This is a genomic window from Ruegeria sp. N7, from assembly GCF_056531345.1.
In genome coordinates this window covers 74,506-97,511 of the sequence record NZ_JBQFLR010000007.1, presented here as the reverse complement: position 1 = coordinate 97,511, position 23,006 = coordinate 74,506, and the positions used below count along the sequence as shown (strand labels likewise).

Here is a 23,006-nt window from a genome sequence, read left to right as displayed (position 1 = left end):
GAGAAATAGCTGGCGAGTTAGCTCAGGCGACGGATAGGCGCGCCAGAACCGTGCGGGCAGCGCCAAAGAACCGTTCACGCAAGCGCGCGCGATCTTCCAGATTCTGAAGTTGGGCCACATTGAGTCTCATGCGGTTCAGATATACCGCGCCCTTCCGGCAATCAAGGTTCAAAACCAGTGTCAGGCTTGCATCGCCCCGCATTGCTGTCCAAGCTGACCCCGCAGGAGACGTGCATGAACCAAGACCTGATCCCCAGTACGCTGACGGACCTCTACAACAACATGGTTGCGGCTTTTTCCGCGCAATTCGAGAGGCTGCTTGATCTGATCGTCACGCCGGGCTGGCGACAATATCAATTGCTCATCATCCTGTTGCTGTGGGCGCTGGCTTTGCTGCTGAAATTCCTGACTCAGTCTAGATGGGATGCCTGGGCTCGTTCACGCACGGGATGGCCGAAATGGCGGCTGCGGGTTCTGGTGCAGCTGATGCGGCGGTTGGCGCTGGTCTACTTCATTCTGCTTTCGTGGGCATTGTATCTGACCATGCAGCAGCTCACCTGGCCATCGCGCAGCTATATTATCGGGGTGATAGCTACGTTGGCGGCGGCGTGGCTGGCGATAGCACTGGTCGCGAGACTGGTCCAAAACCGCACGCTTCGCCGGATTTTCAAGTGGGCAATGTGGATCTACGCAACGCTTGTCGCGCTGAATCTGACGGATGATGTCGCGGGTTTTCTTGATGGTGTCGCGATTTCCATCGGGGATCTGCATATTTCGGCCCTTGGGATTCTCAAGGCCACATTGCTGATTGGCATCCTGCTGACACTGGCCCGTATCGGCACGCGCGCAGCCGAACGCGCATTGCAAGGCAATGACGACATAACGCCGTCCATGCAGGTGCTGTTGTCAAAAGGCATACAGGTTCTGCTTTACGGGGCAGTCTTTATGGCTGCGATCCGCACGTTGGGGTTCGATCTAACCGGCATCGCGCTTTTGTCTGGCGCCATCGGCGTGGGTATCGGGTTCGGTTTGCAAAAAGTAGTGTCGAACCTGATATCGGGGATCATCATCCTGATGGACCGCTCGATCAAGCCGGGCGATGTGATCTCGTTGGGGGATACGTTCGGTTGGATCAATGCACTTGGCGCGCGATATGTGTCGGTCGTAACACGGGACGGGCGCGAGTACCTGATACCAAACGAAGATCTGATTACCAACCAGGTGGTGAACTGGTCGCATTCCGACCGGTTCGTGAGATTGGATCTGGATTTTGGTACCAGCTATGACGACGATCCGCATAAAGTGCGCGCAACCGCAATCAGGGCGGTAAAGGCGGTTGCCCGGGTCCTGAGCGGCGGCAAACATGAACCGGTTTGCCACATCACCGGATTTGGTGACAGCAGCGTGGATTATGTGCTGAGGTTCTGGATCAGCGACCCGACAAAGGGGCTGACCAATATCAGGGGCAATGTCTATCTGGCGCTTTGGGACGCATTCAAGGAAGAAGGTATCTCGATCCCCTTCCCGCAGCGCGAAATCCGACTGTTACCGGACGGCGCAACTGCGCAACAGATCATCACAGAGTAAGCGTCTGTGTACGCGCTGCAGCGCGCATTCATTGAAATGTTGCATTCCCCTTGCTACCTTATTAGTACCCCGGCGCCGGGGTTTCACGGCGCGCAACAAAGGAGGACTATGTCCTGTCTCTACATACACAGGCGGGTTTGCCCGCCGATGATGGGGTCAACATAATGGCCCACTCTCAGTCAATCAGCGACAAGCTGCTTGAACGAATCCTTTCCTCACTTTCCGATGACAAGGCCGAAGACGTCGTGCAGATCAACCTGCAGGGCAAGTCATCGGTTGCGGATCACATGGTGATTGCCTCGGGTCGGTCGACCCGTCAGGTGTCGGCCATGGCGGAAAAGCTGACGGATCGCATCAAGCAGGAATTCGGTTTCACCTCGAAGGTCGAAGGCAAGGATACCGGCGACTGGGTGCTGATCGATACGGGCGACGTCATCGTCCATATCTTCCGCCCCGAAGTGCGTGAATTCTATCAGCTGGAAAAGATGTGGCTGCCTCAGGGCGGCAGCGCCTCGGCGAACTGAGGCGCTATCCCGGCCTGCATTAACAGGCCGGAGGCGAGAGAGATATGCGTATCAGCATAGTTGCGGTCGGGCGATTGCGCGCCGGACCCGAGAAGACACTGCTTGACGATTACCTGACCCGATTTGACCGGACCGGCCGTGCGCTGGGCCTTGGGCCTGCGCAGGTGATCGAGGTTGAAGACAAGAAAAACGCAGGCATGGCAGCCGAGGCCGCGCTGCTGCGCAAGGCCCTGCCCAAAGGGGCAGTGTTGTGCACGCTGGATGAACGGGGGCGTGTCATGTCCTCGCCCGATTTCGCGAAGAAGCTGGGTGATTGGCGCGACGCGGGTCGGCAGGACCTGGCATTTGTGATCGGTGGTGCGGATGGAATTGACCCGATTCTGCGGGCCGAGGCGGATTTTTCCATTTCATTCGGGTCGATGGTCTGGCCCCATATGCTGGTCCGTGTGATGCTGGCCGAGCAACTTTACCGGGCCGCGACCATTCTGTCAGGTGGCCCCTATCACCGGGTCTGACATGGCGCAGCTACTGATTGTCTACCACTCGCGCACAGGCGGTGCCCGGCAGATGGCCGAAGCCGCGGCCGAAGCGGCGCGAGGTGAGACTGACACAAAGCTTATGCCTGCCGATCAAGCCGGGCCGGAAGATCTGTTGGCCTCCGATGGCTACATCTTTTGCGCGCCTGAAAATCTGGCGGCAATTTCGGGTCTGATGAAGGAATTCTTCGACCGCTGCTACTACCCGGTGCTGGGAAAGCTAGAAGGCCGACCCTATGCGCAGATGATTTGCGCAGGATCGGATGGTGAAAACGCCGCCCGTCAGATCGCACGGATAGCCACCGGTTGGCGATTAAAAGCTGTTCAGCCTCCGCTGATCATCTGTACTCATGCGCAAACGCCCGAGGCCATTTTGGCCGAAAAGACAATCCCGCAAGACCAACTGGATCAATGCCGCGAGACAGGAGCCGCTTTGAGTGCCGGTCTGGCCATGGGTATTTTCTGAGGGTCAATCCAGTTTGACCACTGTGGTGCCTTCCTTCCATCCATCGACGATGCACCGTGCCTGAATTTGCACCTGTGTCATGCCATCGGGAATGACCACCCCGCCCAGAGAGCGGGTAAAGGGTTGTTCGGTTTCGTGAGGATGGAGCAGGACGCGCATTCCCAACTCGTTTCCATCCATATCCAGAACACGCCAGCCATCGGCGTAATGATCCCAACCCGTATCGGGATGCCGGATCGTCACATCGAACCGCCATGTATCACCGTTTGCACTGGTGCGGACCTGTTCGATTGTTGGCGGGTCGGCAAGGGCGGGGCTCGCCAACATGGCGCAGAGAATCAAGTATCGCATCGCACCAGTGTAACCAGTGGGATAGCGCATCGGTATCACGTATCCGTGCTGGCGGCTCGGGCCATGAGTATTTCCCGGGAGTGTGAGGCGAACTCGCGCCGATACAAGACGCCAAACGTGACCGCTGTGCCCAAAATGAGCGCGACAGGTCCAAGAAACCATGCCAACGACGCCAGTGCAAAATAAGTGGCGCGCAGACCACGGTTGAAGCTGCGCGCGGCGGTGACACAGATTTCAGCCGCCTGACGGGCGCGGGGATAGGTTTGCGGGTCTTCGGGGTCATTGGGAACTGCAGCCATCAACACGGCGCAGTATCCGAAAAGGCGGTGCGCCCAGACATATTTCAGAAATGCGTTGGCCAGCAGCAATACGACGAAAAGGATTTTGATCTCCCAGACCATTGCCGGGACACTGCCGATGGCGAGGTCGATTGCGACGCCTGCCAGTCTTTCGGTATTGCCCAGCAGGGCCAGCCCGCCCCCGATGGCAATCATCGTGGTCGACGCGAAAAATGTACTGCCCTGCCGCATGGCCGCCACGACTTGCGCGTCGAACATGCGCGGTTGGCGGGTCACCATCTCGCGCATCCAGTCGCGCCGGTAATCGTCCATCATAAGAGCTACGGATTGCCTCTGCGGTGACGGATGTTCGATTTTCCACCCGATCCACAGCCACGCAACCAGCAGCAAAAGCAATGATGCGTAGTCCAGAGGGGCAAAAAGAGCGGCACGTTCGATCCAGATCATGACCGCGACAGTAAGGTCGGGCATGGGAACTTGCCAGTGCGATAAATTGGTAATATAATTTTACCAAAAGGAGGAATGCCATGGAGATGCCAAAGCCAAGCCCGGATGTTCTGAGCCGGAAATCTGCGCTTGTTGCGCGGCTGTCGCGGGTTCTGCCCGAAGATGCGATCATCCATGACCCCTCCGAAACCCGCGCTTACGAGTGTGACGCTTTGACGGCCTATAAATGCCCGCCAATGCTGGCCGTGCTGCCGTCAAGCACACAGCAGGTTTCGGATGTTCTGCGCATTTGTCATGACGAAAACGTGCCTGTGGTGCCGCGCGGTGCGGGCACTTCACTGGCCGGTGGAGCCTTGCCGACGGCGGATTGCGTCATTCTGGGCGTCGCACGGATGAATGAGGTGTTGGAAATCGACTATGACAACCGCTTCATCAAAGTACAGACGGGTCGCACCAATCTAAGCGTTACCGGTGCGGTCGAAGAAAAGGATTTCTTCTACGCCCCCGATCCGTCTTCGCAGCTGGCCTGTGCCATTGCTGGCAATATCGCGATGAACTCGGGCGGAGCGCATTGCCTCAAATATGGGGTAACAACAAACAACCTGTTGGGCGTGACCATGGTCATGATGGACGGCAGCGTTGTCGAAATCGGTGGTGCGCATCTGGATGCACCAGGTCTGGACCTGTTGGGCGTCATCTGTGGGTCCGAAGGTCAACTGGGTGTGGTGACCGAGGCCACGCTGCGTATTCTTCGCAAGCCCGAGGGCGCACGACCGGTCCTGATGGGTTTTAATGACAATGAGGTTGCGGGGCAGTGTGTCTCGGACATCATCCAATCGGGCATATTGCCGGTCGCGATCGAGTTCATGGATACATTGTGCATCAGGGCCTGCGAAAACTTTGCCCATGCCGGGTATCCCGATTGCAACGCGCTGCTGATCGTCGAAGTGGAGGGGTCTGACGCTGAAATAGATTTTCAGCTTTCGAAAATCATCGAGATAGCAAAACGCCATGACCCGGTTGAATTGCGCGAAAGCCAGTCGGCCGAGGAAAGCGCCAAGATCTGGTTGGGTCGGAAATCTGCATTCGGTGCCATGGGACAATTGAACGATTACATGTGTCTGGATGGCACGATCCCGGTGTCAGCCCTACCAACCGTTCTGCGTCGTATCGGAGAATTGAGTGGGGAGTTTGGGTTGCCGGTCGGAAATGTGTTCCACGCGGGCGACGGAAATATGCATCCGCTGATCTTGTTCGATGCCAACAAACCCGGCGATCTGGAAAAATGCGAAGCTTTTGGGGCAGAGATTCTGAAGCTGTGTGTTGACGAGGGCGGCTGTCTGACTGGGGAACATGGTGTGGGGATCGAAAAGCGGGATCTGATGTCTCATCAATATTCACCTGCCGATCTTGAGGCGCAGATGGCGGTTAAGGACGTTTTCGATCCCAAATGGCTGCTGAACGCGGCCAAAGTGTTTCCGCTCGACGTGTCGGAGCCGCGGCGTATGGCTGCAGAATAAGGGGGCGCTGCCCCCTTGCCCCCGGAGTATTTTGGAAAAGATGAAGCCAATGAGACCTGAGACTGAGGCCGATCTGGCAAAGCTGGTGGTCGGGTTAGAAAACCCTGTACGCATTGTCGGAGGCGGGACGCGTGGAATTGCCAGCCCGTATGCGGAAATCGAAACCGGAGCTTTGCGCGGTATTACGCTATACGAACCCGGGGCGCTGACCCTTGTTGCACGGGCGGGGACGCCCTTGGCCGAGATCACGGCGACGCTGGAAGCAGAGGGCCAGCACCTCGCGTTTGAGCCGATGGATCATCGCGGATTGCTGGGGACACAAGGTGAACCGACCATTGGCGGCGTCGTCGCGGCCAATATTTCGGGCCCGCGACGGATTCAGGCCGGGGCCTGCCGGGATTTTCTGCTGGGGGTACGCTATGTCGATGGGCGCGGGCAGGTGATCAAGAACGGTGGCCGCGTCATGAAGAACGTCACCGGGTACGATCTGGTCAAATTGATGGGCGGGTCCTGGGGTACTTTAGGAGTTTTGACCGAAGTTTCGCTGAAGGTGCTTCCAAAACCGGAACGGGTGGCAACATTATCTGTTGGGGTCCGGGAAGCTGGAACTGCGGTTCGGGTTCTGTCCGCTGCGCTGAGATCGCCGTTCGAAGTAACGGGGGCCGCGTATGATCCCGACGCCGGGAAAGCCCTGCTTAGGGTCGAAGGCTTCACGGACGCGGTCGCATATCGCACAGGCAAGTTGGCGGCTGAACTGTCCCGGTTTGGAGAGATTTCAGAGGAAGCGGATGCAGACACGCTGTGGGCTGGTATCCGCGATGCTCATCCGTTTCAGGGGCAGGACGGGGATGTCTGGCGGCTTTCAGTAAAACCCGGAGATGCGGCCGAAGTTTCAGCGCGTGCCGAAGCGGATCAGTTGCTTTTCGACTGGGGCGGTGGGCTTGTCTGGCTGCGCGTCCCGAAAGGTACGGATCTGCGCGCGCGTCTAGGTGTGTTTTCTGGCCACGCGACACTTGTACGAGCGGATGCAGAAACAGTCGCGCGACTGGGGCGTTTTCAACCGGAAAACGTGGCCGTCTCGAGCCTGACAAAGGGGTTGCGCGCTAAGTTTGACCCACGTGAATTGTTTAATCCGGGGCTGATGGGATAGGTTTATGCAGACATCATTCTCAGAACGGCAGCTGCAAGACCCGGCAACCAAGCGCTCGAACGAAATTCTGCGCAATTGCGTCCATTGCGGATTCTGCACGGCGACTTGTCCGACCTATCAGGTTCTTGGCGACGAGTTGGACAGTCCGCGCGGGCGCATCTATCTGATCAAGGATATGCTCGAAAACGAGCGGCAGCCCGATGAAAAGACGGTCAAACATATCGATCGGTGCCTGTCCTGTCTGGCTTGCATGACCACTTGCCCATCAGGTGTGCACTATATGCATCTGGTCGATCACGCGCGGGAATATATCGAGGCGAATTACAAACGCCCTTTGGCGGATCGTATTTTGCGTTGGGTTCTGGCACAGATCCTGCCCTATCCGATGCGCTTTCGCTGGGCGCTGATCGGGGCGAAACTGGGTCGCCCGTTCCGGTTTTTGATGCCAGATGCCCGTTTGCGTGCCATGCTGGACATGGCGCCCAAGAACATTCCGCCGGTCAGCCGTAACGATGACCCTCAAAGCTTTGCGCCCGAAGGCGAGCGGAAAATGCGGGTGGCGCTGATGACGGGCTGCGCACAGAAAGCGCTGAATACTGACATTAATGACGCCACGATCCGTCTGCTGACCCGGCTGGGATGTGAGGTTGTGGTGGCTGAGGGTGCAGGATGTTGTGGAGCGCTGACCCATCACATGGGCAAGGTGAAAGACAGCCACGCAGCCGCAATCGCCAATATCAGGGCCTGGATTCGCGAGATGGACGGCGGCGGATTGGACGCCATCGTGATCAATACCTCAGGCTGTGGGACGACGGTCAAGGATTACGGGCATATGTTCCGGAACGACGCGCTCTCGGTCGATGCTGCGCGGGTCTCGGGTATCGCGATGGATATCAGTGAGCTGGTTATGAAGCTGAGTCTACCCGAACGGCGTGATCAGGACCTTACAGTTGCGTATCACGCAGCCTGTTCGCTGCAGCATGGGCAGAAGATCAAGACCTATCCCAAAGACCTTCTGAAACGTGCCGGGTTCAAAGTGGTCGAGCCTGCCGACAGCCATTTGTGCTGCGGTAGCGCAGGGACTTACAACCTGATGCAGCCGGAAATCTCGGGTCAGTTGAAGCAGCGTAAAATCAGGACACTTGAGGTCAAGAAACCTGATATCATCGCAGCAGGCAATATCGGTTGCATGATGCAAATCGGGTCCGGCACCCAAGTGCCAGTCGTTCATACGGTCGAGTTGCTGGATTGGGCAACAGGGGGGCCGAAACCACCCGCGTTGCAACGGGCAGGAGATTCTGTTCCTATTTTGCGATAAGCCACTCTGATGCCGCCCCGCATCATTTCCTCAGGAAATTCACCTAGACTCCGATCGCCCTATTTTTGCCCAACGTGACACGTAGGACAAAAGCCTCAGAGTGAGTCCCCGGAGACCCGAGTGCGCAACTGGATTAAGGCGATTGTTCTTTGTGCTTTGCCGATGACGGCTACAGCACAGGACACCAGGCTGGAAAGCCTGGAGACCTCGGATTCCGGGCGCGAATGGATGGCTGTCGGGCGTCTGGATATTGCCGGAAAAGGGTTCTGCACCGGAACGCTTGTGTCGCCAACCCTTGTGCTGACAGCGGCGCACTGCCTGTTCGACAAGGTGTCCGGGCAGCGGGTGAACCCGTCCGATATCGAATTTCTGGCCGGGTGGCGGCTGGGGCGTGCTTTGGCTTATCGAACGGCAAGACAAGCTGTAATTCACCCGGATTATCAATTCAGTGCCGAGTCGTCGACGGACCGTGTCGGCGCGGATGTCGCCCTGATCGAGCTTTGGCAGCCGATCCGCAACACATCGGTCATTCCGTTTGAATCAGGAGATCAGCCGCGCCGGGGTGCGGAAGTAGGCGTGGTGTCATATGCACATGACCGGTCAGAAGCGCCTTCGTTGCAACAGGTTTGTTCGGTCATGAACCGGCAGGCAGGCGTTATGATCATGTCTTGCGACGTCGACTTCGGGTCTTCAGGAGCACCGGTTTTTTCTTTTACAGGCGCGCGCCCTCAGATCGTGTCGGTTGTGGCGGCAAAGGCCAGCATGGATGGCCAGAGCGTTGCGATCGGAACTGCGGTTGAACATTCGCTGCAATTGCTGCGAGACGAGCTGTCTGCCGGGCACGGATTTGGATTGTCGACCTCCGGTTCGGGGACGGGCAAGAACGTCGGTGCAAGGTTTATCCGGCCATGACCAAGGTCTTTCTAAGTCTGCTTTTGGGCCTGAGTGTTCTGGCGACCGCATCCCATGCGCAAGCCAACAAACGCAAGCTGACAGACCGGGACGACCTTTACGGTTGGGAAGCAATCGGGCGGCTGGATGTGCGCGAAGAGTCCTATTGCACAGGTACTCTGATCGCGCAGGACATGGTGCTGACCGCTGCCCATTGTGCTGTCGACCGCCGTACCGGGGAAACATACGCGCCCGAAGACATCACGTTTCGTGCGGGTCTGAGCAACGGCAGCGCGTTGGCCGAGCGTCAGATTACGCAAATTGCCGTTCTGCCCGGCTACGCTTCAAATAACCCGCTTTCGCACGAAGGCGTTCGGATGGATGTCGCCCTGATGCGGCTGAATGAGCCCATCCCGTATTCGATTGCCGATCCTTTCGTGTTGCACAGCGGGCGAGTTTCGGGAAACGAGATCAGCATAGCCTCGTATGGGCGCGGACGATCCGAGGCGATCACGCGGGAAAGGTCGTGCCGCGTATTGGATCGCAGGCAGGGCCTGATCACTTTTGATTGCGACGTCACCTTCGGGTCTTCCGGATCCGCCATTCTGGCAAAAAACGGCTCGCGCTGGCAGGTTTTGTCCGTGGTTTCAGCGGTAGGCACGAACGGTCGCAGAAAGGTGGGGTTCGGCATGGAGCTTGACGAGATAGTGGCCGAACTCAAGTCTATCATGCGGCGCGATGCGCCAAAACCAACGGCTACGATCCGCCGGTTACAGGCTGGGTCCGGCACGTCCGGGTCTGGTGCGAAATTCATCAGCTCCGGCGGGGGTTGAACTCGGTCAAATCGCTTCCCATGTCACTGATATCGGATCGCCATAACGGGGTCCGTCATTAACATTGGTCCGTCCAGCCGGAGGGCCAGATCGTGAATCGCTCAAGACTGAGGATATGACACATGCGTACATTTGATTTTGCACCGCTGCACCGCGCCACCATTGGCTTTGACCAGATCGCCGACATGATGGATCGCGTTCTGACCAATGATGTGGCACAGCCAAGCTATCCGCCCTACAACATCGAAAAAACCGATGTCGACACGTACCGTATCTCGGTGGCCGTCGCTGGTTTTTCGGAAAGCGACCTGTCCGTTGAAGTGAAAGAAAACTCGCTGGTTGTTGCCGGTAAGAAGGCATCCGAGGACAAGAGCCGCAGCTATTTGCATCGCGGCATCGCAACCCGCGCGTTCGAGCGTCGCTTTGCTCTGGCCGATCATGTCCGTGTCACCGGCGCGAGCCATGAAAACGGAATGCTGAACATCGACCTGAAGCGAGAAGTGCCCGAGGCCCTGAAACCGCGCCGGATCGAAATTACCTCGGCTAAAGCCATCGAAAAAGACGTGGTTGACGCCAAGGCCGTGAACTGAGGCTTTGAAAGCCTGGCGGCAGTCTCCTCCTCCCGGACTGCCGCAACACCCGCGCCCCGCGTTCCTCCAGACGCGGGGCGTTGTTTTTTGATGTCAGCGCCTATGCTCATCAATGCGTCGGCCCGGTAAACTCGGCTACACTCATCGCGAACCTGTGCTAGAACTTGCAGATGTCGACGACATCCACGCAGACCAGACCGGCTATTCCGCAACCGCTTGCGGTTGTTGGCGTTCTTTTTGCTTCAATCTGTTTCGGGCTTGTTCCCTATTTCAGCAGGGGGCTGACTGAGCAGGGCGTTGCACCTTTCGCGGTCGCATTCTATCGCTACATCGTTCCAGCGGTTTTGTTACTGCCAGTGCTCATCGTACACCGAAAAGCCTGGCGCGAGATTTGTTGGGGTCTTGCGGTCGGAGTGGTGATGGGGCTTGGCTGGATTGGATATGTCACAGCCTTAAAGACACTGCCCGCATCGACGGTGGGCGTGCTCTATATGACATATCCGGTTTTCACGTTGATCATTGCGTGGGCTTTGTTCGCAGATACTCCCACAAGGCGCGCGTTTCTTGCGTCTGGCCTCATCATTCTGGCTGCCATCATAGCAGGCTCGCCAGCATCCGTTCCGTTCGAGCACATTCCTACGCTTTTAATCTCGCTGGCTGCGCCATTTGGTTTTGGCTTCGGGATTTCTGTTTTGGTCCACAGGTTGTCCCGAATTGCGCCACTTGCACGTATCGCCTCGGTGTCGCTGGGATCGGTTCTTGGGCTTTTGCCTTTGATGCTGAGTGCAGACGTTTCCACGCTGCTTCCTGACGGTCAGTCCGATTGGGTTCTGATCATTGGAATTGGATTGGTCACGGCGCTTGTGCCGCAGCTTGTCTACACGATCTGTTCGCCGCTGATCGGCGCTTCTCAAACTGCAGTTGTCGGAAGCATTGAATTGCCCACGATGTTTGCAGTCGGGTTCTTTGCGTTTGGAGAAGCAATCACTACTGCGCAAGCCATAGCCTGTGCTTTGGTTTTAGGAGCGATTGCAATCACCAGAAGTCGGGTGACGCGCACCGTAACGACCGTGATAGCCAAAGAGGAGAAGACGTAAGTTTGGGATCGGATCGGGCCTATAGAAAAGTCCCCACGAAGCTTGCCCGCAGGGAATTCATGCTTGGTGAAATAAGGTCATTGCCCAGCCGTCACCGGCCCGTTTGACCGGAACAACGCTTCGCCTGTGGGCAGAATGGCCACCGCCCCAAGGCGATGGCCGCCAGATCAGACCGACATGCAGACGTATTTCATCTCAAGATAGTCTTCCATGCCGTGGTGGCTGCCTTCGCGACCCAGACCGGATTGCTTGACGCCGCCGAACGGGCCCAACTCGGTCGAGATGATGCCGGTGTTCACGCCGACAATGCCATATTCCAGCGCTTCGGCCACTTTGTAGACGCGGCTCAGATCTTTTGCATAGAAATACGAGGCCAGGCCAAAGATTGTGTCATTCGCCATTGCGATCACGTCATCTTCATCCTCGAACTTGAACAGCGGGGCCAGCGGGCCAAAGGTTTCGTCCTGCGCCACCATCATGTCCTGAGTCACTCCGGTCACGATGGTCGGCTGAAAGAACGTACCGCCCAGATCGTGAGGCAAGCCGCCGGTCAGAACGGCGCCGCCCTTGTCCGTAACATCCTTGATATGCTCTTCCACCTTGGCGACCGCATCGGCATTGATCAGCGGACCGGTTGTGGTGCCCTCGGCCAGACCGTCGCCGATTTTCAGGGCTTCGACCGCCGCTTTCAGTTTGGCAGCGAACGCGTCGTAAACACCGGCCTGTACATAGATGCGGTTGGCACAGACACAGGTCTGGCCGTTATTGCGGAATTTGCACAGCATCGCGCCTTCGACCGCAGCATCCAGATCCGCGTCATCAAACACGATAAAGGGTGCATTGCCGCCCAGTTCCATCGAACATTTCATGACCTGATCAGCAGCTTGCCGCAGCAGGATGCGCCCCACCTCGGTCGAGCCGGTAAAGGTCAGCTTGCGTACACCGGGGTTTTCGCAAAACTCCTTGCCGATCTCGCTGGCCTGGGAAGAAGGCACTACGTTGAACACGCCAGCTGGCACGCCGGCTTGTTCCGCCAGACGCGCCAGAACCAGCGCGGAAAGTGGCGTTTCTGCCGCCGGGCGGGCAACAAAAGCACACCCCGCCGCCAGCGCAGGTCCTGCTTTGCGAGTGATCATGGCGTTGGGAAAGTTCCAGGGTGTGATCGAGGCCGCTACACCAATGGGCTGTTTCAGCACCATGATCCGTTTGTCGCGCTGATGCCCCGGGATGGTCTCGCCATACACGCGCTTGGCCTCTTCCCCGAAAAATTCGATGAAGGAGGCACCATAGCCGACTTCGCCGATGGCCTCAGCCAGTGGTTTGCCCTGCTCCGCGGTCAGGATCTTGCCCAGATCTTCGGCGTTCTCCATCATCAGGTCGAACCAGCGCCGCAGGATCACCGCTCGTTCCTTGCCGGTCAACTTGGCCCATTCCTTTTGCGCGGCTTCGGCCTGTGCAATTGCTCCGGCGACTTGCGCTCGGCTGACATCGGCCACTTTGGCCACCACATCGCCCCGGGCCGGGTTGGTCACGTCGAAAGTTCCGTTGTCACCATCCACCCACTGACCACCGATATAGGCTTTGGTTACAAGCAAGTCAGGATTCTTCAGAATTGATTTCAGATCGGTCGTTGCGTCCAGCATGTCATTCTCCGCGCAGAAGTTGAGTTGCCGCACCCAATCAGGTGTTGAGGGCTTTGTCTATGTCCACCGATGCGGGTCGATCAGCCCAGATTTGATCAAATTATTTTCAGACCCAATCGTTGCAGCATAGTCGCAGCGTTGAGTTCTACGTCAGGTTGCGATCACGTGGCTTTCCTTTCCACCCCAAGTTTGCCAGAGTTTGCGTGATTTTTGGACTCAAGGGGATGTAAATGACCGTAACATTCCCTATCTTATTGGGTAATTAAAGAAAAAAAGGACAGCAGAGATGTCGAACCAGCAATTCGAAGCGCTTATCAAAGAAACGCAAGCGAAAGTGCGCGAAAGCCAGTCGCAGATTGAGGGGCTGACCTCGCGGATCGAAGCGGCGCGGGCCAAGATTGGAACGGCCGAGGCCGATATCGACATCGAAAATGCCACGCTTGAGGATGTTCACGCCCACACCGAGGTGATGAACGCCAACATCGCCGAGCTGATCATGGGTCTGGACGATGTTACCAACGCGTTTTCCAAGGATTTCGACGAGATGCGCTCGAAAACCGGGTGGGAGTCGTTTGTCGGCATCTTTTCCAAGGGAAAATCCGAGTCGCTCCGGCAAGAGCGGATGCGAACGGCCAATATCGACGACAAATTGCAGGACCTGATCGCCAAATCCGATGTGATCGTGAAGCTGTTACAAGGGCAGCTGACTGTGCTGGAAGAGCAACGCGTAAAGGTCGAGGATAACCTGACAGGCACGCTGGACGATCGCGAGGCAACCGTGGCCGAACTGGAAGCACTGCGGGCCGAGATCCAGGGCATGGACCCGGCGATTATCACGCTGGAAAACAAGATCAGTGTCGAACAGGACGCCGCCGCGCGCACCCAGCTGGAAACTCAGCTGGCCGAGCTGAACAAGCAATACAACGCCAAGGTTCAGGAAGAGCAGGTCAAGTTGGCCAAGTCTCAGACGCTGGAGCGTTATATCGAAAAGGGTAAGACTTGGGTCGATTCACTCCAGAACCAGGCGGCGACGCAGATGGTGCTGATCAACAAGCTGCAGACGGACACGCAGCAGCGCGTGGTGCTGTATGACGCCCTGACCAAATCGCTGAAAACCGCGCAGCAGCAGGACGTGGCCCACCGCATCAACGAGATCGGTGTGCAGACGGATCAAGAGGCGCAGACGGCGATGGCCGCCATCGGCACCGCGACCAACCAGAAAATGGCCGACATGCTTGAGGCGCACGAGGACCACATGGTGTTTGCCCGCGACGTGCTTGAGAAAAAGGCCAAGGCGGATGAACGCTTTGCCCGCCGGTTTGCCTCGATTGTCGAGAAGCATGATAAGAATTTGTATGGGGGTTGAGCTTGGGCCGATTGAAAAAAAGCCGGTCAGAGCAGTTTGGTTGGTCGCCCCTTCGTTGGGTTAATGGTATCTTCGGTGCAGTGCTTGCGATGGCATATATCGGGGGGTGGTACTTTCTCTTTGCGCTACCTTTGATGGTGGCATTTGCCATTAGCTTTGCGGTTACGTTTTGGATTACCGGTGGCAACGAAACTGCCATGGGAATTTCACTAATATTGCTGTCGCCAATTTCTTTGGCGTTTCTCGTTTGGCAAGTAGCGAGGTTTGTGGGCCCTGCTTATGTTGGCATAATTCAGAAATGTGGAATTATCTGGCAGCGCGCTCACCATTTCTCTCCAGCGGATTTGCTTGGTTCTGTTCGCAAACAGCGCCAGGTAGCGTCTGCGGACTTTCTTAGACTGTGGGAGAAAGCAATTGGTAGCTGACCCCAACAAAGACCATGTTGGCCTGACCGACACGTTCGCCTCGCGCCGCTATTTCCGCAAGTTCGAGGTGATCACTGTTCACCTCCTGCGCGTGGCGGCGACGATGGAGGCGGAGGGTGCGATCAGCAAGCAAGAGGTGCGGATCATCTCGCGCTACCTCTCGGGGCTGCTCTACACCTTTCGCGCGCTTAGCATGAAATACCTTCTGGTTGGGCGCGATACGGGGCGGTTCTTTGGCAGCCTCGCCATGGACAAGCGCGACAGCGGGTTTCCGGTGGCGGCTGAGTTGCTGACCATGGCCAATGACGCGCAGCAGGCACAGGTGCATCTGGCGAATATGCCCTCGGAAGATGACCTGAAAACCGACATGGTCCGCACGATCATTGGGGACCGGGAAATCCCCACCAAGCTGCAATTCGCGCTGTCGCAAAGGCTCTATTACGAAGAGTTGCTAAAAGGTCAGCTGTTCTGGGCCCGGAACGATCCCGAATGCCACTGGATCGGGAATGAGGGCGAGCGGCGCAAGTTCATGATCCACTGGGCGGTCTATGACAGTCAGGTCAACCTGCCCGTCATATATCTGATGCAGCTGGAGGACACAGGCAAATCCGCCCTGCCCAAGGATCAACGCCGCTGGCCCGAGGTGCAGGCACATCTGATGGCGCAATCGCTGGGCGGTCTGAAATTGGTGACCATCGCCAAGGGCTTTGATCAAGATTTCGATGACCTGCATCCCAAACACCTTCGTCGAATCCATGTGGGGCCGATGTATTCCTCGGCCTATACCGAACAATCCGGCCCTTTGCGGCAGGTGTTGGAGGATGCGCAATCTCCGCAAGGGCAGGATTGGGCGCTGGCCTGGACAACCGAAGAGCTGCACAGCGAAGAGGTCATCGAGGAGCGCGCGGGCTGGTTTTCAACTGTCGAGCGCGAGGTCTTTGCGCTGGATCCTTTCGGCGGGCAGGGGGCCGAAACCGGCGCCACCCGCACCCAACGCTCGATCATCCTGCCACAGCGCCCGTTTCAGGTGCTGGCCGAACGTAACCCGCCGGGGTTTGCAGATGTGCGCAAGTTCGTCGTCAGCAATGCCGGGCAGGTATTGAGGTACTAATTTTCGCCTTCGGCGAGAGTATTTTTGAAAAGATGAAGCAAGGGCGGTTTGTTAGATGAGTTTGACGTCAGATCAGATGGAATTGCGCGAAGACGACATTCGCAAGCATTATCCGGCAGCGACCGCTTTGCTGAACGGGTTCGAACACGCGCCGCGGATCGCCAAAGCCGTGGAATCTACCGTTGAACGCTCACCAGGTGTTTCGACTGGTCGGCGGTTTCGCTCGACGACACCGGGGTTGGTGACACGCCGGACCGTGCGCGCAGACGGGGTGCATCTGGTTGAGAGGATCGAAGCCTCGGACGATGGTGACGCCTTGGTTTCGCCGCCGCAGGCAACTGCACAACAGGCGATCCGCCGCGCCATCGCAATCGCTTTGGCCGTGGCCGACACTTATGCGGAACAGACCCCGCTTGCGGATCTGAAACGCGCAAACCTTGCCGGGGATCTGCCCGCCGCGCGGAAGACCGAGTTTTCGGCGGTTCTGACAGCCGAAGCGCTGATCACGATGCACACGTTCGGCAATGCGCTGGCCTATCTGTTGTCCTCGCATCTGGGTGAGACCACGGTTGATATTGGTGAGATCGAAGAGGTCCTGACAGACAACGGCCAACTTGCCCTGCACGGCGCGTTGTGGGAACTGGACCAGACGCTGGCCAAATACGCCTCGGACGATGCCCACCTGATCGCCGCCACCAGTGCCTATGCCGAGCAACTGATGGAGAAGTCAGCCCTGCGCGCAGGGTCCGCAGGTTACCTGGCCCCGTTCCAGAACGCAGCCTGGCATATCGAGGCCGACGATCTGACGATCCGGGGGTTCGAGCCGGCCTCCAAGGCCAAATCCACCACCTTGACCATGACGTTCAAGAAGCCGAACGAAGTGGTCGGCAACCATATCGCCAAATATCAGGCGATGAAGCTGGCCAAGATGGTGATGGCCTATGATTTCGACCGCCGCCTGAACCCGTTTGCGGAACTTGGCGGGTTCATCTTTACCTTCATGGGTGACGGAAAGCCGGGCACCGGTAAGACCACGCTGATCCAGATGATGGCCGGGCTGATCAACGAGTATTGCCAGAACGCAGGCTATCCGTTCCGCTATCAGAACCTGAGCACCGACAATATCGACAGCTATCAGGGCAAATCCGGCCAGAACGCCAAGGCGTTTATCAACACGATCATCGACCCCTCGGTCATCGGCTTTGGCACCATCGACGATATCGACCAGCTGGCGGGTAAGCGCGGTGACCGGCAGTCGTCAGCCGGGCAGTTGGAGATCACCGCCGTACTGATGGAGAGCTTTGCCGGTGCCAACACCGTCGTGCGCGGCAACTGCACCTTTGGTATGTTCTCGAACTACCCTGAGAATGTGGACGACGCCCTGCGCCAGCGGGCGGGCGCGCGGTTCCTGGTCGATGGGCCGCAGACGCGCGAGGATTACATCGACATCCTGCACCTGTTGATGGGCCGCAACCACGACATTCCGCTGGGCGAACACGAGGCCTATGCCGCGCAGGAAATCAAAAAGGCCGTCGCCGCCAGTTTCGAAAGCCATTCCCGCCCGCATGAGGACGCTTTGCTGCAGGTCTATGACCGGGTGTCTGGCAAGATCGGCGAAATGGACACGATCGCCAAGCTGGGCACATACCTCAAGGCGATCCAGCAGGCGGATGAGCGGTTCACCGGCCGCGCGATCAAGAACATCACCGACGCGGTCAAGGTCCGCGCGATGGATTTCGAACTGCCCGACGAATGGATGGAGAACCCCGACCTGTTCCTGTTCCGCGACTACGACACCAAGAAGGCCATGATCGAGGATCTGCGCCAGCCGATCACGGTCGAGATGGTTATGCAGGAAATCAACCGCTACGCCGACAGCGAGTTCCGCTATGCCGACAAGAGCGATGAGGTCGCAATCGAAAACGCCGTCCGCGAGATGGGCCGGATGGAAGAGGCCAAGCGGCGGTATCTGGAGGGGAAGGTGTGACCGGCGGTCTGGAAGTTTTTATGTTCGTCGTTTCCAGCATGGTGGTGTCCTGCCTTGTTGGCTGGTGGACAGGAAAAACAGGTTCAGAAAAACTAAATCGACTTAGGCTTCGCGCAGTATTGATTACTGTGGCTTTGTTTTTCACAATCATCCCTTTTGTCCCAGTAGTGGTATCAATCGTTTTGACGGGAGGTGTAGAGAGCTTAGACTACTTTCTAAGCATGTGGGCAGTTTCCATATTCATTGTTCTTGTTTCTATTATGTCCGGAATTGTTGGAGTGTGGGCAATACTGGTCTTGAGTCTCTTGTTTTGTCTGGCAACGCTTTCGATCAGCCGTCGACGTTCCGGCAATAGTGACATGTTTTCGAAACATAATTTGGTCCGAATGGCTCAACAGGAAGAATTTCTCTGGAACATCGAAGAAACGATTACCCAACAGAAAGAGCGCCAATGATCCGCCTTATCGAAAAAGGCCTGATGTTCGGCAACCTCGTCCACATCTCCAGCCCGGCCTTAGTCGAGCGGTATAACCGCGCGCTGCAGCATCTGGCGGGCAAGACCACGGCGCTGAGGGATTTCCATGTCGATATCTCGGGCTATTCGCCGGAAGTGGGGATTGAGCTGGACGACCCGCTCTACCTCAACCCCAATGGGGTCAACCGACAGTTCATCCTGCTGACGACCGAGCAGAAACGCGCGCCTTTGCTGAACGTCAAATTCTCGACCTCGCGCGATATCCTGCGCGAGTTCATCGAGATGAACGAGGCGCAGCTGTTTGCCCTGACCGCCACCGATGCCGTGGCCGGAGAGTTGGTGAACTCGGTCTTCAAACTCAGCAGTCCCCACGATCTGTTCAATCTGCGCAAGATCGAGATTGAGGCCGACACCGCAGGCGGCACCTTGCGTAAGGCGCAGCAGCTGGCGGGCATGGTCGAACAGTTCAAAACCGCCGAGGACGCCTGGTTCGACGATGTGCTGATCGCCAGGATGATCGAGACCGCCAAGGAGACCGGCGACGTTACGCGCAACCCCGTCCATCTGCGTCACACGGATTTTGAGCAACGCAACTTCTGGACGGCGCATTTTGGCGGGCTATACCTGTTCCCGGACCTGGATCACCCGGCGGCGATCTGTATGGGTGACAGGCCTGACGATTTGCCGATCAAATACGTTTTTGACCCGTTGCAGCGGAACCAGATTGCCAAGTTTCTGGATTACAATGATCTGGTCGAACCCATCGTCAAGGCGCGCGGTGTAGACGCTGCCGCAATCCTGCAGCAGAAGATGGATTTCCTGACTGTCGATGCGGCGGCGGATGCGGATGTCGACCTGACCGGGCTGGACCGAAGCGATATGCGGCGGTTGGCGCGCACTCACTCGGATGGCTTGCCCGAAGCCTATCACGGCCTTGCGCAACTGTTGCGCTGGGCAAGCGACGGGGGGCCGTGGCCGCGTATCACGTCGGATCATCCGGCTTATTTCTACACTTTGCGCGCCGCTGACACGCCGAACCGTGATCTGGTGAACATGCTGCTGGCCGAACTGGCCCCGCTGGACCCGCGCCAGATGTTCATTTGCCACAAAGAGCTGTTCTATAGCACCTATTCCAGATGGCCCGAGAGCAAGAAAGCCTATGTTGCCGACTTCCTCGCGCGCGAGTATCAGGTGGACAAGCAAGGGGCCCGTGCCGCGCTGTTCGGCCATGAGCCGGATATGAGCGGCGAAGACCGGGTCAGCGATGACATAATCGCGCGGGTCGGTCCGTGGGGTTCGGTAAGGAAAGGCTGAAATGTTCGGGTTATTGCGCCTTTTGCTGATCTTGTTGGTGATCCAGACGATCGCCTATGCCGCGCTGTCTTTCTACTCGCGCGGGATACGCCGTCGCAAACTGGAAAGCTGGTGGGATGAGAAGGGCAAGACGGGCAACAAGGACGCTTTTGTCGAACGCGGATTGCATGTGTATGACAATTCGTTCCGGCGCAAACTGATCCTGGGTGTCTATATTGTGCCATGGGTGGCGATTGGCGCGCTGATCTACATCGTGAATTACATGTGAGGGTTTAGGCATGGCCTATGTGAAATGGGCGTTCATCATCATCTTCTGGGGAACGATCGCGGCGGTCCTGCAATACTCGCTGCCGCAACATGATGTTGTGCGTATCGTAAACACCTACGAAGAGCGGCAGGATCTGAACGACTGGACACGGATTTTCTGGTCCGAACCCGAAGACCAATCCACCAGCCTGTCCAACCGGGATGTGCAATTCATTCAGGCCGTGCGCGAAAATGGCAAGCCGATCGTGTACCGAAACGAAGACACCGGGTGGGGGTGGCCACCCTACTTCAAGTTCGACACGGCGAACCTTTACACCGAAGCCAATGATGCGAAATCGACCAAGGAAAACCCGAAATGGGTGGTCGTGACCCATTACGGATGGCGAAACGAGTTCATGTCGATCTTTCCCAACGCCATTTTCATCAAACATGTGGAAGGGCCGGATGTGCAGGTCATTCCCTGGTTCAACATCATTTTCCTGACAATTTTCGCCGCGCTGGTCTGGGCGGTTTGGGTGCGCTGGCGCAGGTTCCGAAAGGCCCGAATTGATCCGATGATCGAGAATGTGGAAGACGGCTTTTATGCGGCCGGTGACGCGATTGAAGAACGCCGAAACAGATTTCAGCGCTGGCTGGACAGCTGGAAATCGAAATAGGCCTTAACGTCACGGGCGTGTTTGTGGCACACCCGTTGGACCAAAGATATCGGCTACCTGACAACAAATTCTGCGTGCAAGGCGCCCGCCGCTTTGATGGTTTTCAAGATATCGATCATATCCTGGGGCGATACCCCCAGCGCATTTAGACCTGCGACAACCTCGGACAGGGTCGTAGCTTCGGGGATTTCGGCAAGGCCGGTTCCTTCTTCCTCTTCGATCCCTGCAATAGTGCGCGGAACGACCACTGTTTCGCCCCTGGCAAACGGATTGGGTTGCACGGCAATCGGTGCTTCCTGAACTGTCAGGGTCAGATTACCCTGAGAGACAGCCACACGCGATATCCGGACTTCCTGCCCCATTACGATGGTGCCAGAGCGCTGATCGACCACCACACGCGCCTTTGCTTCCGGCTCGACCAGAATATTCTCGATACGCCCAATGGCATGGGCCGTCGACACTGCCTGAGTTGCAGCAATGTTGAGTTCAACCGTGCCTGAATCGCGCATGATTGCTACAGCTCTGTTGAACTCGGTGTTTATGGCGAATTCGATACGCGCGGCCGTGGTGAAATCGGGTTCTCTCAACGCAAGGCGCATTTGGGTTAAAGTTGACAAGTCGAACTCAATTTCACGCTCAACACGCGCGCCGGACGGGATTACACCCGAGGTTGGCACCCCACGCACGACCGACGCAGCCTCTCCTTCAGCGGAAACGCCACCTGCAAGGATTGTGCCTTGTGCAACCGCATAGATTTGCCCGTCTGCTGCGTTTAGTGGGGTCATAACCAGTGTCCCACCCAACAGACTGTTTGAATCGCCTATCGCCGAAACCGTTACATCAATTTGGCCGCCGACTCTGGCGAAAGGCGGCAGACTGGCTGTCACCAAAACCGCTGCCACATTCTTGGGCCGGAAATCCTCGCCCGTTACGTTGACACCCAAACGCTCCAAGATGTTGGACATGATCTCTTCGGTGAAAGGAGAGTTGCGCAATCCGTCGCCGGTTCCGTTCAAACCGACAACCAGGCCATAACCCACAAGATCATTACCCCGTACACCGTCGAAATCGACAAGGTCCTTGAGGCGGATTGCCCCCGCCCAGGCTATACCGGGAACAAGGATCAGGAGAAGTATCAGCGCCCTCATCTCAGGAAATTCACCAGCGAAAGGTTCGCATTGCGAACGGTTACCGAATAGAGGCTTTCCAACTGAAACTGCACCGTTTGCAATTTCGCCGCTGTTTCATAAGGATCTGCTGCGATCAGCTCGTTCCTGCTGAATTCCAGACTGGTTCGGGCCATCGAATTTCGCGTGGCGGCCTGTTCGATGCGGCCCTCGGCGCTGCCGACCTGGGCCCGCAAGTTTACTGTGGCATCCTGTGCGTTGGCCAGATCGACGCCCAGCTGGGTGAACAGGGCGGTGCGCTGGTCGGAAGAAAGAGCCAACGTATTGTCGGTGGCTAATGCCGCTGTTGCAACATCCCTTAGGGCCGCCTTGAATGCCGGGTCGGTTGCCGTGAGTGGCAGCGTAACGCTTTCATTTTCCGAGATCTGCATAGGAGAGAGTGTGGTGCTCGCACCCTGATAAATCATGGCGTCAAACCCGGCAGGGCTATTGAACCATGTGTCGGCAGCCAAGCGTATGTCGGCGACGGTCACAGCCCCCGTCAGTTGTGTCTTCAACGCAGCCAACAGCGTGTCAGTCGAGGGCAGTGGCGAGACATCCGTGGCTGTACCCGAAAACAGACTGCGCCCACCAACTCGCGTGTTGAGCGCCGATACCATCGTGTCGAGCTCATTCCTGGCATGATCTGACGCCTGCGCATGATTTACCGGCTGATTGGCCGTTCCGTAGGCCAACAGAGACGCGGTTATTTCGCCAACCGAATCTCCAAATGTCTTCAGGCTCAACTGCATGGCATCCGTGAACAGGGCCGCTTCGGCTGTGGCGATGCCAAAGGCGTCGAGTCTGGCAAGCGAACGGTCCAGGTCCAGGATCTGAGAGTAATCTCCGCCAAGTCGGCCGGATATGTCCTGCACTTTGCCGGTGGACATCTCGTAAGAGAGAGTTTCAATCTGTGTTTTGATTTCAGTGGCGCGGGTGCGAAGGGTCATACCGCGCGCCAGATCGCCGATAGCAGTCAAGTTCATG

The 23,006-nt window shown here is 57.2% G+C and carries 25 protein-coding genes; 19 read left to right on the top strand and 6 right to left on the bottom strand.

What is annotated here, in order from left to right:
* Nucleotides 1-22 precede the first annotated feature (22 nt).
* Nucleotides 23-118, bottom strand: coding sequence for an isopropylmalate isomerase (locus ACR0ES_RS10680; RefSeq protein WP_245220657.1), 96 nt, complete (start codon nucleotides 116-118; stop codon nucleotides 23-25).
* 116 nt (nucleotides 119-234) lie between these two features.
* Here ACR0ES_RS10680 and ACR0ES_RS10675 point away from each other — a divergent pair, with 116 nt between their 5' ends.
* From ACR0ES_RS10675 to ACR0ES_RS10660, 4 genes are all read left to right on the top strand, one after another.
* A complete protein-coding gene (locus ACR0ES_RS10675; RefSeq protein ID WP_480870586.1) occupies nucleotides 235-1,587 on the top strand; it encodes a mechanosensitive ion channel family protein in 1,353 nt (450 codons plus the stop codon).
* A gap of 164 nt (nucleotides 1,588-1,751) precedes the next feature.
* Nucleotides 1,752-2,111, top strand: a complete 360-nt coding sequence (gene rsfS / locus ACR0ES_RS10670; RefSeq protein WP_209599225.1) for a ribosome silencing factor — start codon at nucleotides 1,752-1,754, stop codon at nucleotides 2,109-2,111.
* Between the two features lie 44 nt (nucleotides 2,112-2,155).
* On the top strand, nucleotides 2,156-2,626 hold the full coding sequence (gene rlmH, locus ACR0ES_RS10665; RefSeq protein ID WP_480870585.1) for a 23S rRNA (pseudouridine(1915)-N(3))-methyltransferase RlmH: 471 nt from the start codon (nucleotides 2,156-2,158) through the stop codon (nucleotides 2,624-2,626).
* A gap of 1 nt (nucleotide 2,627) precedes the next feature.
* Nucleotides 2,628-3,113: a flavodoxin family protein gene (locus tag ACR0ES_RS10660; RefSeq protein ID WP_480773963.1), complete on the top strand. Its 486-nt coding sequence runs from the start codon at nucleotides 2,628-2,630 to the stop codon at nucleotides 3,111-3,113.
* Between the two features lie 3 nt (nucleotides 3,114-3,116).
* Here ACR0ES_RS10660 and ACR0ES_RS10655 read toward each other — a convergent pair whose 3' ends face one another.
* Both ACR0ES_RS10655 and ACR0ES_RS10650 read right to left on the bottom strand, forming a co-directional pair.
* Nucleotides 3,117-3,464: a hypothetical protein gene (locus ACR0ES_RS10655; RefSeq protein WP_480774007.1), complete on the bottom strand. Its 348-nt coding sequence runs from the start codon at nucleotides 3,462-3,464 to the stop codon at nucleotides 3,117-3,119.
* Nucleotides 3,465-3,499: 35 nt separating this feature from the next.
* The gene (locus ACR0ES_RS10650) at nucleotides 3,500-4,210 is read right to left on the bottom strand and encodes a DUF599 domain-containing protein (protein WP_480774008.1); all 711 of its coding nucleotides are present in this window, start codon (nucleotides 4,208-4,210) and stop codon (nucleotides 3,500-3,502) included.
* Between the two features lie 80 nt (nucleotides 4,211-4,290).
* Between ACR0ES_RS10650 and ACR0ES_RS10645 the strand changes: the two genes are divergently transcribed.
* From ACR0ES_RS10645 to ACR0ES_RS10615, 7 genes are all read left to right on the top strand, one after another.
* A complete protein-coding gene (locus ACR0ES_RS10645) occupies nucleotides 4,291-5,730 on the top strand; it encodes an FAD-linked oxidase C-terminal domain-containing protein (protein WP_480773964.1) in 1,440 nt (479 codons plus the stop codon).
* Between the two features lie 49 nt (nucleotides 5,731-5,779).
* Nucleotides 5,780-6,880 carry an FAD-binding protein gene (locus tag ACR0ES_RS10640; RefSeq protein WP_480773965.1) on the top strand — a complete coding sequence of 367 codons (1,101 nt, stop codon included), beginning with the start codon at nucleotides 5,780-5,782 and terminating at the stop codon, nucleotides 6,878-6,880.
* A gap of 4 nt (nucleotides 6,881-6,884) precedes the next feature.
* The gene (gene glcF, locus ACR0ES_RS10635; protein ID WP_480773966.1) at nucleotides 6,885-8,198 is read left to right on the top strand and encodes a glycolate oxidase subunit GlcF; all 1,314 of its coding nucleotides are present in this window, start codon (nucleotides 6,885-6,887) and stop codon (nucleotides 8,196-8,198) included.
* 120 nt (nucleotides 8,199-8,318) lie between these two features.
* A complete protein-coding gene (locus tag ACR0ES_RS10630) occupies nucleotides 8,319-9,110 on the top strand; it encodes a trypsin-like serine peptidase (protein ID WP_480773967.1) in 792 nt (263 codons plus the stop codon).
* Complete coding sequence (locus tag ACR0ES_RS10625) at nucleotides 9,107-9,922, top strand: trypsin-like serine peptidase (RefSeq protein ID WP_480483896.1); 816 nt, start codon at nucleotides 9,107-9,109, stop codon at nucleotides 9,920-9,922. Before ACR0ES_RS10630 ends, ACR0ES_RS10625 begins: the two co-directional genes overlap by 4 nt.
* Before the next feature lie 122 nt (nucleotides 9,923-10,044).
* Nucleotides 10,045-10,512, top strand: a complete 468-nt coding sequence (locus tag ACR0ES_RS10620) for an Hsp20 family protein (protein WP_209599221.1) — start codon at nucleotides 10,045-10,047, stop codon at nucleotides 10,510-10,512.
* A gap of 170 nt (nucleotides 10,513-10,682) precedes the next feature.
* Nucleotides 10,683-11,609: a DMT family transporter gene (locus ACR0ES_RS10615; protein WP_209507228.1), complete on the top strand. Its 927-nt coding sequence runs from the start codon at nucleotides 10,683-10,685 to the stop codon at nucleotides 11,607-11,609.
* Between the two features lie 167 nt (nucleotides 11,610-11,776).
* On the opposite strand, the gene ACR0ES_RS10610 is transcribed toward ACR0ES_RS10615, so the two are convergent.
* Entirely contained in the window at nucleotides 11,777-13,252 is a 1,476-nt protein-coding gene (locus ACR0ES_RS10610) for an NAD-dependent succinate-semialdehyde dehydrogenase (RefSeq protein WP_480483897.1), read from the bottom strand.
* 286 nt (nucleotides 13,253-13,538) lie between these two features.
* Between ACR0ES_RS10610 and ACR0ES_RS10605 the strand changes: the two genes are divergently transcribed.
* From ACR0ES_RS10605 to ACR0ES_RS10570, 8 genes are read left to right on the top strand one after another with little or no spacing between them, the layout of a single operon-like run.
* Nucleotides 13,539-14,618 carry a hypothetical protein gene (locus ACR0ES_RS10605; RefSeq protein ID WP_480483898.1) on the top strand — a complete coding sequence of 360 codons (1,080 nt, stop codon included), beginning with the start codon at nucleotides 13,539-13,541 and terminating at the stop codon, nucleotides 14,616-14,618.
* A 2-nt stretch (nucleotides 14,619-14,620) separates the two neighbouring features.
* The gene (locus ACR0ES_RS10600) at nucleotides 14,621-15,043 is read left to right on the top strand and encodes a hypothetical protein (RefSeq protein WP_480483899.1); all 423 of its coding nucleotides are present in this window, start codon (nucleotides 14,621-14,623) and stop codon (nucleotides 15,041-15,043) included.
* Nucleotides 15,033-16,154, top strand: coding sequence for a hypothetical protein (locus ACR0ES_RS10595; protein WP_480870583.1), 1,122 nt, complete (start codon nucleotides 15,033-15,035; stop codon nucleotides 16,152-16,154). The genes ACR0ES_RS10600 and ACR0ES_RS10595 overlap by 11 nt, the downstream gene beginning before the upstream one ends.
* 55 nt (nucleotides 16,155-16,209) lie before the next feature.
* Nucleotides 16,210-18,141 carry an AAA family ATPase gene (locus ACR0ES_RS10590; RefSeq protein ID WP_480870580.1) on the top strand — a complete coding sequence of 644 codons (1,932 nt, stop codon included), beginning with the start codon at nucleotides 16,210-16,212 and terminating at the stop codon, nucleotides 18,139-18,141.
* Nucleotides 18,138-18,596: a hypothetical protein gene (locus ACR0ES_RS10585; protein ID WP_480488156.1), complete on the top strand. Its 459-nt coding sequence runs from the start codon at nucleotides 18,138-18,140 to the stop codon at nucleotides 18,594-18,596. The genes ACR0ES_RS10590 and ACR0ES_RS10585 overlap by 4 nt, the downstream gene beginning before the upstream one ends.
* Nucleotides 18,593-19,930 carry a DUF6638 family protein gene (locus tag ACR0ES_RS10580; RefSeq protein ID WP_480870577.1) on the top strand — a complete coding sequence of 446 codons (1,338 nt, stop codon included), beginning with the start codon at nucleotides 18,593-18,595 and terminating at the stop codon, nucleotides 19,928-19,930. Before ACR0ES_RS10585 ends, ACR0ES_RS10580 begins: the two co-directional genes overlap by 4 nt.
* Before the next feature lies 1 nt (nucleotide 19,931).
* Entirely contained in the window at nucleotides 19,932-20,198 is a 267-nt protein-coding gene (locus ACR0ES_RS10575) for a hypothetical protein (protein WP_480488153.1), read from the top strand.
* Between the two features lie 10 nt (nucleotides 20,199-20,208).
* Nucleotides 20,209-20,853: a DUF1523 family protein gene (locus ACR0ES_RS10570; protein ID WP_480488151.1), complete on the top strand. Its 645-nt coding sequence runs from the start codon at nucleotides 20,209-20,211 to the stop codon at nucleotides 20,851-20,853.
* A 53-nt stretch (nucleotides 20,854-20,906) separates the two neighbouring features.
* Here the strand turns inward: ACR0ES_RS10570 and ACR0ES_RS10565 are convergent, their stop codons facing one another.
* Both ACR0ES_RS10565 and ACR0ES_RS10560 read right to left on the bottom strand, forming a co-directional pair.
* The gene (locus ACR0ES_RS10565; RefSeq protein WP_480483905.1) at nucleotides 20,907-22,001 is read right to left on the bottom strand and encodes a flagellar basal body P-ring protein FlgI; all 1,095 of its coding nucleotides are present in this window, start codon (nucleotides 21,999-22,001) and stop codon (nucleotides 20,907-20,909) included.
* Nucleotides 21,998-23,005, bottom strand: a complete 1,008-nt coding sequence (locus ACR0ES_RS10560; RefSeq protein ID WP_480483906.1) for a flagellin — start codon at nucleotides 23,003-23,005, stop codon at nucleotides 21,998-22,000. Before ACR0ES_RS10560 ends, ACR0ES_RS10565 begins: the two co-directional genes overlap by 4 nt.
* Nucleotide 23,006 lies beyond the last annotated feature (1 nt).

What these genes read in the sequence shown, in the direction of transcription:
- ACR0ES_RS10675 (WP_480870586.1), top strand. Translation starts at nt 235, where the DNA reads ATGAACCAAGACCTGATCCCCAGTACGCTGACGGACCTCTACAACAAC.
- rsfS (WP_209599225.1), top strand. Translation starts at nt 1,752, where the DNA reads ATGGCCCACTCTCAGTCAATCAGCGACAAGCTGCTTGAACGAATCCTT.
- rlmH (WP_480870585.1), top strand. Translation starts at nt 2,156, where the DNA reads ATGCGTATCAGCATAGTTGCGGTCGGGCGATTGCGCGCCGGACCCGAG.
- ACR0ES_RS10660 (WP_480773963.1), top strand. Translation starts at nt 2,628, where the DNA reads ATGGCGCAGCTACTGATTGTCTACCACTCGCGCACAGGCGGTGCCCGG.
- ACR0ES_RS10655 (WP_480774007.1), bottom strand. Translation starts at nt 3,464, where the DNA reads ATGCGATACTTGATTCTCTGCGCCATGTTGGCGAGCCCCGCCCTTGCC.
- ACR0ES_RS10650 (WP_480774008.1), bottom strand. Translation starts at nt 4,210, where the DNA reads ATGATCTGGATCGAACGTGCCGCTCTTTTTGCCCCTCTGGACTACGCA.
- ACR0ES_RS10645 (WP_480773964.1), top strand. Translation starts at nt 4,291, where the DNA reads ATGGAGATGCCAAAGCCAAGCCCGGATGTTCTGAGCCGGAAATCTGCG.
- ACR0ES_RS10640 (WP_480773965.1), top strand. Translation starts at nt 5,780, where the DNA reads ATGAGACCTGAGACTGAGGCCGATCTGGCAAAGCTGGTGGTCGGGTTA.
- glcF (WP_480773966.1), top strand. Translation starts at nt 6,885, where the DNA reads ATGCAGACATCATTCTCAGAACGGCAGCTGCAAGACCCGGCAACCAAG.
- ACR0ES_RS10625 (WP_480483896.1), top strand. Translation starts at nt 9,107, where the DNA reads ATGACCAAGGTCTTTCTAAGTCTGCTTTTGGGCCTGAGTGTTCTGGCG.
- ACR0ES_RS10620 (WP_209599221.1), top strand. Translation starts at nt 10,045, where the DNA reads ATGCGTACATTTGATTTTGCACCGCTGCACCGCGCCACCATTGGCTTT.
- ACR0ES_RS10615 (WP_209507228.1), top strand. Translation starts at nt 10,683, where the DNA reads ATGTCGACGACATCCACGCAGACCAGACCGGCTATTCCGCAACCGCTT.
- ACR0ES_RS10610 (WP_480483897.1), bottom strand. Translation starts at nt 13,252, where the DNA reads ATGCTGGACGCAACGACCGATCTGAAATCAATTCTGAAGAATCCTGAC.
- ACR0ES_RS10605 (WP_480483898.1), top strand. Translation starts at nt 13,539, where the DNA reads ATGTCGAACCAGCAATTCGAAGCGCTTATCAAAGAAACGCAAGCGAAA.
- ACR0ES_RS10590 (WP_480870580.1), top strand. Translation starts at nt 16,210, where the DNA reads ATGAGTTTGACGTCAGATCAGATGGAATTGCGCGAAGACGACATTCGC.
- ACR0ES_RS10580 (WP_480870577.1), top strand. Translation starts at nt 18,593, where the DNA reads ATGATCCGCCTTATCGAAAAAGGCCTGATGTTCGGCAACCTCGTCCAC.
- ACR0ES_RS10575 (WP_480488153.1), top strand. Translation starts at nt 19,932, where the DNA reads ATGTTCGGGTTATTGCGCCTTTTGCTGATCTTGTTGGTGATCCAGACG.
- ACR0ES_RS10570 (WP_480488151.1), top strand. Translation starts at nt 20,209, where the DNA reads ATGGCCTATGTGAAATGGGCGTTCATCATCATCTTCTGGGGAACGATC.
- ACR0ES_RS10565 (WP_480483905.1), bottom strand. Translation starts at nt 22,001, where the DNA reads ATGAGGGCGCTGATACTTCTCCTGATCCTTGTTCCCGGTATAGCCTGG.
- ACR0ES_RS10560 (WP_480483906.1), bottom strand. Translation starts at nt 23,005, where the DNA reads ATGAACTTGACTGCTATCGGCGATCTGGCGCGCGGTATGACCCTTCGC.